The sequence below is a fragment of the Nonomuraea sp. NPDC049784 genome, assembly GCF_040659615.1.
In the GTDB taxonomy this organism is placed as follows: domain Bacteria; phylum Actinomycetota; class Actinomycetes; order Streptosporangiales; family Streptosporangiaceae; genus Nonomuraea.
Map to the genome: position 1 here is coordinate 1 of NZ_JBFAMX010000389.1, position 9,699 is coordinate 9,699.

At 70.6% G+C, this 9,699-nt stretch carries 10 protein-coding genes and 1 pseudogene; 4 read left to right on the top strand and 7 right to left on the bottom strand.

The window, feature by feature from the left end; all coding sequences use genetic code 11:
* On the bottom strand, positions 1 to 1,078 hold a 1,078-nt coding region (locus tag AB0J09_RS44280; protein WP_360705190.1), incomplete at its 3' end, for a transposase.
* Positions 1,079 to 1,293: 215 nt separating this feature from the next.
* Between AB0J09_RS44280 and AB0J09_RS44285 the strand changes: the two genes are divergently transcribed.
* From AB0J09_RS44285 to AB0J09_RS44295, 3 genes are read left to right on the top strand one after another with little or no spacing between them, the layout of a single operon-like run.
* Complete coding sequence (locus AB0J09_RS44285; protein WP_360705193.1) at positions 1,294 to 1,662, top strand: ABC transporter permease subunit; 369 nt, start codon at positions 1,294 to 1,296, stop codon at positions 1,660 to 1,662.
* Positions 1,663 to 1,675: 13 nt separating this feature from the next.
* Positions 1,676 to 2,467 carry a ThuA domain-containing protein gene (locus AB0J09_RS44290; protein WP_360705196.1) on the top strand — a complete coding sequence of 264 codons (792 nt, stop codon included), beginning with the start codon at positions 1,676 to 1,678 and terminating at the stop codon, positions 2,465 to 2,467.
* Positions 2,464 to 3,597: a Gfo/Idh/MocA family oxidoreductase gene (locus AB0J09_RS44295; protein WP_360705197.1), complete on the top strand. Its 1,134-nt coding sequence runs from the start codon at positions 2,464 to 2,466 to the stop codon at positions 3,595 to 3,597. Before AB0J09_RS44290 ends, AB0J09_RS44295 begins: the two co-directional genes overlap by 4 nt.
* A 140-nt stretch (positions 3,598 to 3,737) precedes the next feature.
* Here the strand turns inward: AB0J09_RS44295 and AB0J09_RS44300 are convergent, their stop codons facing one another.
* From AB0J09_RS44300 to AB0J09_RS44325, 6 genes are all read right to left on the bottom strand, one after another.
* Positions 3,738 to 4,184: an ATP-binding protein gene (locus tag AB0J09_RS44300; RefSeq protein WP_360705200.1), complete on the bottom strand. Its 447-nt coding sequence runs from the start codon at positions 4,182 to 4,184 to the stop codon at positions 3,738 to 3,740.
* A 278-nt stretch (positions 4,185 to 4,462) separates the two neighbouring features.
* On the bottom strand, positions 4,463 to 5,524 hold the full coding sequence (locus AB0J09_RS44305) for a helix-turn-helix domain-containing protein (protein WP_360705203.1): 1,062 nt from the start codon (positions 5,522 to 5,524) through the stop codon (positions 4,463 to 4,465).
* Between the two features lie 88 nt (positions 5,525 to 5,612).
* Positions 5,613 to 6,215 carry a hydrolase gene (locus AB0J09_RS44310; RefSeq protein ID WP_360705205.1) on the bottom strand — a complete coding sequence of 201 codons (603 nt, stop codon included), beginning with the start codon at positions 6,213 to 6,215 and terminating at the stop codon, positions 5,613 to 5,615.
* Between the two features lie 13 nt (positions 6,216 to 6,228).
* Complete coding sequence (locus AB0J09_RS44315) at positions 6,229 to 7,623, bottom strand: MFS transporter (protein ID WP_360705208.1); 1,395 nt, start codon at positions 7,621 to 7,623, stop codon at positions 6,229 to 6,231.
* The gene (locus AB0J09_RS44320) at positions 7,620 to 8,054 is read right to left on the bottom strand and encodes a MarR family transcriptional regulator (RefSeq protein WP_360705211.1); all 435 of its coding nucleotides are present in this window, start codon (positions 8,052 to 8,054) and stop codon (positions 7,620 to 7,622) included. The genes AB0J09_RS44315 and AB0J09_RS44320 overlap by 4 nt, the downstream gene beginning before the upstream one ends.
* A 61-nt stretch (positions 8,055 to 8,115) precedes the next feature.
* Entirely contained in the window at positions 8,116 to 9,009 is an 894-nt protein-coding gene (locus AB0J09_RS44325) for a LysR family transcriptional regulator (protein ID WP_360705213.1), read from the bottom strand.
* Between the two features lie 85 nt (positions 9,010 to 9,094).
* Between AB0J09_RS44325 and AB0J09_RS44330 the strand changes: the two are divergent.
* Positions 9,095 to 9,699, top strand: a pseudogene (locus tag AB0J09_RS44330) (EamA family transporter); the annotation flags it as partial.

The window sequence follows — 9,699 nt, forward strand, 5'->3', positions numbered from 1 at the left end:
GGCCACACCTGGTGCAGGCGAAGTGGCCCCGCGCCGGCCGGTTCGCCCTGCTGGTCCATCCGCATTCCGGGCAGGCCTGGCTGGTGTAGGCGGGATCGACCAGCACGAAAGCGATCCCGGCGCGGGCGGCCTTGTAGCGGGTGAACTCGATGTTCTGGGCGAAGGCCCAGGAGTGGAGGGTGCGCCGCTGGAGCCGGTGAGCCCTTGCCCGCCCGCGGATGCCCTGGAGATCCTCCAGGGCAATGCCGCGGCCGGTGCGTTCGGCTTCGCGCACCACGTACTTGGAGATTTGGTGGTTGAGGTCGGTCATCATCCGGTGCTCACGCCCAGCCAGGCGGCGCAGCACCCGCCGCGCCGCAGGAGTGCCCTTCTTCTGCAACCGGCGGCGCTGCCGGTGCCGCCGCTCCCGCAGCGTGCGGACATGGCCGTTACCTTCGATGGGGCCGGGCAGGGTGGGGCCGGGCAGCACCGCCCCGTCGGAGGTGACCGCCAGGTTCGCCACTCCCTGGTCCACGCCGAAGAAGCCGTTGGCAGGCTCGCCCACAGGCGGTTTGGGCAGGGTGAGGGTGACTTGCAGCCGCCATACGCCGCGCCGGCAGATCAGGTCGGCCTCCCCGATCGGCAGGGTGTCGAGGGCTTTGAGATCTTCCTCGCGGCCGGTGTAGAAGACGTGGACGCGGCCGGTAGGGGTCCACAGCGACACGATGCGGGCATCCCGGTTCCAGCTCATCAGGCGCGCGTCGTAGGGGACGGCGCCGTGCGGGCGGAAGATGTGGGCGCGTTTCTTGCTGGCGCGGCGGTTGGCGTAGGCGCCGGCGACCCGGGCGATGGCCCGCACGGCTGCTTGGGCGCCCAGCCCACCGAAGTGGGCGCGCGCTTGGTGGTAGACGAGCCTGTGCAGGTCCAGGATGGCGAAGATGCGCTGCTGCCAGGCCAGGCGGGAGACGTTGGTGGCTGCCTGGTTGCATACCTGCACGGCAGTGGCGCGGGCGTTGGCCTGGGTGGGGGTGGGGGCGAGCCGCAGTTGCACCACCGAGGGCACGCCATGCCGCTTGGCGGCCGAGCGGCGGATCGCCATCGCGCACCTCCTGTCACTGGAGCATCACCCACCGCACACATTACCGGCTGTTACCGATTTTTTCCATACTGTTTTCGAAAGGAGGGGTGGCGTTTCCTCCCGGCTCTGAAGGACCGGGGCTCCGCGCCACATCCAGATGAAGACAGCGCAGAAGCCTGCTCAACAACATCTTCGGCCTGAGCCTTGCGAACACCGCCGGCGACATCCCATTCGCGGTGCTGCTCATCCGGGCGTTCATGGGGTCCATTCCCTGGGCGCTCGTGGAGGCCGCGATGGTGGACGGGGCGGGCACCCTGCGGGTGTTCGTCTCGATCGTCGTACCGATCAGCAAGAACGCGATCGTGACCGCCGCCCTGTTCACCTTCCTGTCGGCGTGGAGCGACTTCCTCTTCGCCCTCACTCTGACCAGCACCCCAGAAGTACGGCCCATCACTCTCGGCATCTACGACTACATCAACGCGAACACACAGGACTGGGGCGCCGTCATGGCGACCGCGGTGCTCGCCTCCGTCCCGGCAGCCCTGCTGCTGATATTCGCCCAGCGCTACATCGCGGCAGGCGCCGTCAGCGGCGCGATCAAGTGAGAAAGGAACATGCGTGAAGATAAACGTCACCGTATGGGGTGAGAACCGCCACGAGCAGGTCGAACCCCGTGTGGCAGAGATCTACCCGGACGGCATGCACAACGCCATCCGCCGGGGCATCGAAGGCTGGCTGGGGGAGAAGGCGACCGTCGCCACGGCCACGCTGGACGATCCCGAGCACGGCCTGACCGAGGAGGTGCTCGCGAACACCGACGTGCTCACCTGGTGGGGTCACGCCGCTCACGCGGAGGTGGCGGACGAGGTGGTCGAGCGGGTGCACCGGCATGTCCTGTCGGGGATGGGGCTGGTGGTGCTGCACTCCGGCCACTGGTCGAAGATCTTCACCAAGCTCATGGGCACCACGTGCACGCTGCGCTGGCGTAGCGAGAACGACCGTGAGCTGGTCTGGACGGTGAGCCCGACCCATCCCATCGCCCGCGGCATCCCGCACCCCATCGAGATCCCCGCCCAGGAGATGTACGGCGAGCAGTTCGACATCCCCACGCCCGACGAGCTGATCTTCATCAGCTCCTTCACCGGCGGCGAGGTCTTCCGCAGCGGCTGCACCTTCCGGCGCGGCAACGGCAAGATCTTCTACTTCAGCCCGGGCGATCAGGACTATCCCGTCTACCATCATCCGGACGTCCTGCACGTCATCGCCAACGGTGTCGAGTGGGCGGCCGGCGACCGGTCACGCCGAGAGCTGCCGACCCTGCTCCGCTACGACATGGGCGAGTTCTTCAAGGGGCGCGGCTACCGCGGAGCCATGAACAACAAGGAGCACGACCAGGAGCACGCCGAGTGAGCACCTTCGCCCGTGCCGCCGATCCGGCACGTCCGCTCCGTGTCGTGCAGGTCGGGGCAGGCTCGATGGGCCAGGCCTGGATCCGGACCCTGACCGCCTCCGACGACGTCGAACTCGTCGGGGTGGTCGACCTCGACACGGAGCTGGCGGCAGCGGCCGTACGAGCCGTCGGCGGCGACGCCAAGGTGGGCGCCTCGCTCAGCGAGATCCTCGCGCCCACCGCGCCGGACGCCGTCGTGAACGTCACCGTTCCGGCGGCACACAGCGCGGTCAACACCGAGGCACTCTTCGCCGGGCTGCCCGTCCTGTGCGAGAAGCCGGCGGCGCCGACGCTGGCGGAGGCGCTCGTGCAGGCCGCGGCTGCCGAGGCCGCCGGGCAGCTGCTGATGATCAGCCAGTCGCGCCGGTACTTCGCCGCCCTGGCGGAGTACCGTCACCGGATCGCCGAGCTCGGCACGATCGGGCTGCTCACCACCGGCTTCTTCCGCGGCCCGCGCTTCGGCGGCTTCCGCGACGAGATGGAGCAGCCGCTGCTGGTCGACATGGCCATCCACGCCTTCGACGCCGCCCGCCACCTGCTCGGCGCCGAGCCGGTCTCGGTCGTCTGCGAGAGCTGGAATCCGGCCTGGAGCTGGTACCGGGGCGACGCGGCGGCCACGGCGAACTTCCTCTTCGACGACGGCACCCGCTACGTGTTCACCGGGAGCTGGTGCGCGGACGGTCTGGAGACGTCCTGGAACGGCGAGTGGCGAGCCTCCGGCTCCGAGGGCACGGCCACCTGGGACGGCGAAGACCGCGTCGCCTCCAGCGTCAGCGGCGCGGCCGCCGTGCCGCCGGGCGACCACGAGCAGATCGCCGGAGCACTCGTGGAATTCGTCGCGGCGCTGCGCACCGGCGTGGAGCCGTCCGGAACGATCGCCCGCAACATCCGCAGCCTCGCGATGGTCGCGGCGGCGGTCCGCTCCGCCGAGTCGGGCGGGCGCGTCGAGATCGACGCGCTGCTGGATGAGGCCTACCGGGACGCGCTGTCGCATCCCGTACCCGAGGAGATCCGGAGGCGGCTCGAGTCCTGGGGCAAGCCGGCCGCCGCGCTCGGAGGCAACCTCGCGGAAGGGAGCATCACGAGCTAGTCCGCTGCTCAACGAGATGATCGACGGCCCAGAGGGCCTCCAGGCCGGTCTCCGGAGGTTCGGCTCCCGGACGCCAGTTCCGACGGAGCCGGCTGCCCTCTCATCCCGCCTTTTATCCAGACGGTGTCACGTCGCGCCGGTCAGCCCGCTTCGAACCACACGGCCTTGCCTGCGTGGGTGAGATCGACCCCCCAGCGCCTGGACAAGAGATGGACCATGAAGAGCCCGCGCCCGCCTTCGTCGCTGGGTCCGGACTGCCGGGTGCACGGCAGTCGAGGGTCTTCGTCCCAGACCTCGCAGCGAAGGGTGCCGCCCCGAGCCGAAAGGGTGAGGACCGGATCCCCCTGGGCGTGTTCCACGGCGTTGGTGAGCAGCTCGCTGGCGAGCAGCTGCATGACGTCCATGATGTCGCTGCGCCGATGGATCCCCCATTCGGTCAGCTTGTTGCTGATGAGGTGACGTCCCGCCGGTATCGACGCCGGATCTTGTGGCAGCTCCCACGACGCTTGGCGGTCCTGGAACGTTGATCTCGTCCTACGCACCAGTGCTCGAAGCCTGCGGGCCACCGCCTCCAGAGAGGGTTGCACTCGCGCGCGGTCTCCATCCGGGCTCGTGGGTGACTGAGTGTCACGGCGGCGCGGGCCGGATCTGCTCAGCGGTCGCGGGCCGGAACAGCGCACGACGAAACTGATCGGCAGACCGTAGATGGCGACGGTCATCGCCCCACTTCCTTGGCTGAGAAGCTTGCTCGTCCTCCCCTACGATGCCCGTTGCCGCCTGCCGCCGTCTTCACCACCAGCACCCATCTTCAACCCCGGGAAACGGCACCTCAGCGTGCTAGCTAGCTGGAATGTGAGCTCGCACGTCAACCCGCGGTCGCTGCCGCGTGGGCCGCGCCCCGCCCGGCGGCTCGGGCCACGATCTTGCCTGCCCGGATCCGGACCGCGGCCTCGGTGGTGTCGTCGATGTCCGGGATTCCGATGGCCGAGGCGATGGTGGCGTGGTCGTCGAGGACGAGGCGGAGGCCCGGCCAGGCATCCGGGGCGAACACACGTCGCAGGCATCCGGTGAGGTCGCCGATCCTGAGCCGTACGAGACGGCCGAGCTCGGCGGGATCGCTGGTCACGACGGCCACGGTGACGCGGTCGCCCGGCCGGGCGGCGCGGACGGCTTCCTCGGCCGCCTCCAGCCGGCCGCTGCCGAGGACCGCGATCACGCCGTCGGCGTCGAATCCGGCCGGGTGAGCGGTGATCTGGTCCGGCAACCGCGCGGGCGGCTCCCAGTCGTCCTGGACGGGTCGCGCGGGGGAGACGTAGGGCAGGTGCGGCGGGTTCCACGTGTCGGCGAGGTCGAGGCCGGCCAGGTGCTCGCAGGCGAGCGTCACGTCGAAGGGGTCGCCGAATCCGGGCGCCGTGTCGGCCAGGTGGCCGGCTCCGTTCAGCAGCGTGAGGACCAGCTCGGCCAGCCGAACCCGCCGCGTCTGGTGCGGTGCGCGTGGCTCCAGCACCAGAGCGAGCAGCAGCGCCTCCAGCCTGGTGAGCTGGGCCAGCGCGGTGCGGCCCGGTTCGTCGTCGAACACCCCGGCCAGTGAGCGCAACTGCAGCTTCCCGCCGGCGGGTGTGTCGCCGGTCAACGGCAGCCGTTCGAGCCACACGCGAGCGAACGCGCTCAACGCCGCGGCCAGGCCGGGCGGCGACGGCGTCTCCGCCGCGGCCGTGTGCTCGATCGAGCCGACCAGGACCGCGAGGTAGAGCGCGCGCTTGCTCGGGAAGTTCGAGTACACGGCGCCACGGGTCAGCTCGGCCCGCTCCGCGATCCGGTCGACCTTGGCGTCGGCGTATCCGCGCTCGGCGAACTCCTCCCTCGCCGCGGCGAGCACGGCCGCCCGCGTGCGTTCCTGCTGCTGCGCCCGGGTCAGCCTGACCATCGCGACCCCTTCGCCCCACTCCCTGAACGCTCAGATGTTCCCATCATCTGAACGATACAGGTGAGGGTGCACTGGCCGCTCGCCCATGTCAGGGGTGCGTTTTGGCGAGCAGGTCGAGGATCTCGGCGGTGGTGCCGGTCTCGCCGAGCCGGGGGAAGATCTTCTCGGTGCTGTGGCGGTGGGCTTCGGCGTCCAGGTCGGTCATGGCGTCGGAGGCCAGTGTCAGGTGGTAGCCGTGCTCGTGGGCGGCGCGGGCGGTGGACTCCACGCCGATGCTGGTGGCGATGCCGGTCAGGACGATCTGGGTGACGCCGCGGCGGCGCAGGTGGAGGTCCAGGTCGGTGCCGTAGAAGGCGCCCCAGTTGCGCTTGGTGACGACGATGTCCTGCGGGTGTCCCGCCAGGTCGTCCACGATGAGGTCCCACCCCGCCGGCGGGGTGCGGAATGCCCGCGACGCCTGGCTGCGCCCCGGGACGCTGTCGGATCCGTCGGAGGCGAAGGAGACGCGGACGAGGACGACGGGCAGGTCGCGGGTGCGGAACGCGTCGGCCAGCTCCACGGTGCGGGCCAGGACGTCCGAGGAGCTGTGCGGGGCGCCGGGAGTGGCGAGGACGCCGTTCTGGAGGTCGATGACGACCAGCGCGGTCTTGGGGTCGAGGGTGGTGACGGACATGGTGGTGCCCTTTCTCATACGGTGCGGAGTGTCATGACCGGTCGTCGCGCCCGACGCGGCGCAGCGAGCGGTCGGCCACGGACACGATCAGGAACAGTCCGGCGACGGCCACCAGGAGCCGGCCGAGGTGGTGCAGCCCGCCGGTGGTGGCGCCGTCCTGGTAGAAGGCGGCGTTGGCGGCTGAGGCGACCAGCGCGCCGAGGTACATGAACGTACGGAGCAAACCGGCCGAGGAGCCCATGCGGGCGGGGTGGGCCTGTGCGTAAAGGGCGTTCTGGTTGGCCAGGCCGTTGAGCCCTTGCGGGATGCCGATGACAATGCCGAGGACCACCAGGATCCAGATCGGCGTGGCGGAGTCGATCAACAGCAGAGTGGCGCAGCCGGCGACCTGTACGAGGCTGCCGACCACCAGCTTGCCGCGCACTTCGGGGCGGCGCCCGGTGACAGCCGTGACCGCGATCGCCGCCGCGGACATGGGCAGCAGGATCAACCCGGCCGTGGACGGGCTGAGCGAGTGGCCTTCCTCCAGCCACTGTGTGAAGCCGTACAGGAACGCGTACGAGGTGACGAAGGCCAGGAACTGGCGGCCGTAGGTGGCCAGCAGCGGGACGTTGCCACCCAGCACCCGCAGATCGAGGAAGGGGGCGGCGGTGCGCAACTCGCGCACCACGAAGGCCGTGCCCGCCCCGACGCTGATCACCAGCACGGGCCAGCGGGCCAGTTCGGGGTCCATCAGGAACAGCATGAACGCGGTGAGCATCCCGGCGAACAACACCATGCCCGGAATGTCCACCCCATCGGCTTTCCCACGTCCGGACAGCCGAGGCAGGCGCCAGGCGCCCAGGACGAGGCAGGCGGCCGACAGCGGCACGTTGACCGCGAAGATCAGGTGCCAGCCGCCCGCGCCGATCAGCAGCCCGCCCAGGGGTGGGCCGAGGACGGCGACGACCTGGTTGGAGATCGACAGGGCCGCCAGAACCCCGCTCGGGCTGCGCATGCCGGTCCGCTCGGACTCGGTACGCAGCAGGAACATCGAGGCCGGATAGGCCGCCGACGTACCGAACCCCAGGAGCACCCGCGAGACGATCAGCACCCACAACTGGGGCGCGAGCACGCCGATCAGCCCGGCGACGCCCACCAGGGCCGTCCCGGTCAGGTACAGCCGGCGCGGGCCGAAGGAGTCCACCAGCCGCCCGATGACGGGCTGCCCGACGGCGGTGGCCAGGTACAGGCCCGTGATCAGCCACGCGGTCTCCGACGGCGCCGCGCCGAAGGACCGGCCGATCGGGATGAGGGCCACGGCGAGCATCGAGGAATTGATCGGGTTGAGAATGGAGCCCAGGATCATCGGCGCGATCAGCCTGCGGTCGAACCCGCCGCCGACCGGCTGCCGCAGGGCGTGAAATCGAGCCGAGAGCCCGGTCATGCGTGCGCCACGTCGTCCAGCAGGGCCATCGCCTCAATGACGGTACGCAACTGCTCGTCGGTATACCGCTCCCGCAGGGTCCGGGCCAGCCACTCCTCGCGGGCGCGCCGGTCACCGAGCCGCCGCTCGCGCCCCAGCTCGGTCAGGGTGACCAGCTGACGACGGCCGTCCTGGGGATCGGGGTGCCGCTCCACCAGCCCGGCCAGCTCGAGCGTCGTGACGATCTTCGCCATGGACTGCGGGCGCACCCGCTCGGCCACTGCCAGGTCGCTGGCCGACGCGGGCCCCTCCTTGTCCAGCCGGGCCAGCACCGACGCCTGCGCCGGGGTGAGGTCACCTTCGACGGCCAGGTCCCTGAGTCTGCGGCGCAGGCGGCTGAACACCACCCAGACGTCGCCGGCCGCGCGGGCCGCCAGGTCGGAATCTCCCATATTTCCACGCTAAAACCTTCAGTCCAAACTGTACAGTTTTAGGTGGCTAATGTGGGATTAGTCACGGCGCCGTGCCCACCTGGCCTGTCATGAGGCCGACGAAGAGCCGTACGCCGGGCCAGTCCCATCCGCCCGGCCGGGTGACCGCGTACAGGCGACGTCGCACGTCGATGCCGGGCAGCGGGACGAAGGCGACGTCTTCGCGCGAGGGCAGGAAATCCGGCACGAGCGCGATGCCCAGCTCGGCCGCGACGATGTCCAGCACCAGCTCCAGGCTGTCGGCCCGATGGGCCACGATGGGCGTGAAGCCGGCCAGTGCGCAGACTCTCGCCACGAGCTCGTCGTCGGCCTTGCCGCGCGAGTTGAGCACCCATGTCGAGTCGGCGTACGCGGCGAGCGCCGCGGGGGAGTCCACGTCCCCCGGCGCGCGGCCGCTCGCCGGCACGGCCAGCACCAAGGGCGTCTCGCAGAGCAGCAGCGAGGGGCTGTCGCAGGTCCAGGGCACCAGGTTGTAGTCGTAGACGAAACCCAGGTCGATCAGCCCGTCGTCGAGCAGGCCCCGCACCTCGTCGGGCTCGTGCTCGTGCAGCTGCGGCCGCAGCGCCGGGTGCGAGCGGGCCAGGCGGCGCGCGACCGGCAGCAGGTCGCCGGATATGGCCCCGGCGTAAGCCGCGATGCGTACCACCCCGCTCGGCTCGGCTTGCGGGTCCAGCGCGGAGCGCGCCTCCGCCACCGCGTCGAGTATTCCCCTGCCGTGCTCGGCCAGCCTGCGCCCGGCGGGGGTGAGCCGTACCCCGCGGCCCGCGGGCTCGACCAGGGCCGTGCCCATCTCGCGCTCCAGCGCCGCGAGTTGCTGGGAGACGGCCGAGGTGCCGTAGCCGGTGGCCGCGGCCACGGCGCGCAGCGTGCCGCGCCGTTCCAGCTCGACCAGTACGCGCAGCAATCGAGTGTCCACGTGGACAATTATCCGCTGATCGTGGACTGTTTGTCCGCAATTACGTGGTAGACGCGGATAGTGCCGATCGAATGACATGTACGGCGTGACAGATACCTCTCTCATCAGCACTTCGGTAAGCACGTCCCGCCATCGGCCGGGGGCGGTGGCGATGGCGGTCGGTTCGATGGTCTGCGTACAGATAGGGGCGGCGGCCTCCACCGGGCTGTTCGCGAGCGTGGGGCCGGCCGGGAGTTCCTGGCTCAGGCTCAGCTTCGCCGCCGTGCTGTTCGTGGCCGTCGCCAGGCCGCGGGTCTGGGCCATTCCCCGTGCGGATCTGGGCTGGTCGGTGGTGCTCAGCGTGGTCACCGGAGGGGTGACCGTCCTGTACGTGGAGGCCATCGCACGCATCCCGCTGGCCATGGCCACGGCGCTGGAGTTCCTCGGGCCGCTGGCGGTGGCCGTGCTGCACCGTTCAGGACGGTGGGGCCTGGCCTGGCCAGCACTGGCGCTGGCCGGTGTGCTGGCGGTGACCCGGCCGTGGCAGGGCGACGCGGACCTGGCCGGGGTGGCGCTGGCGCTCGGCGCGGCCTTCTGCTGGGCCGCGTACATCCTGCTCACCCAGCGGGTGGGCGAGCGCCTGCCGGGCGTGCAGGGGCTGGCCATCTCGATGCCCGCCGCCGCGGCGGCCACGGCGCTCGTCGGCGTGCC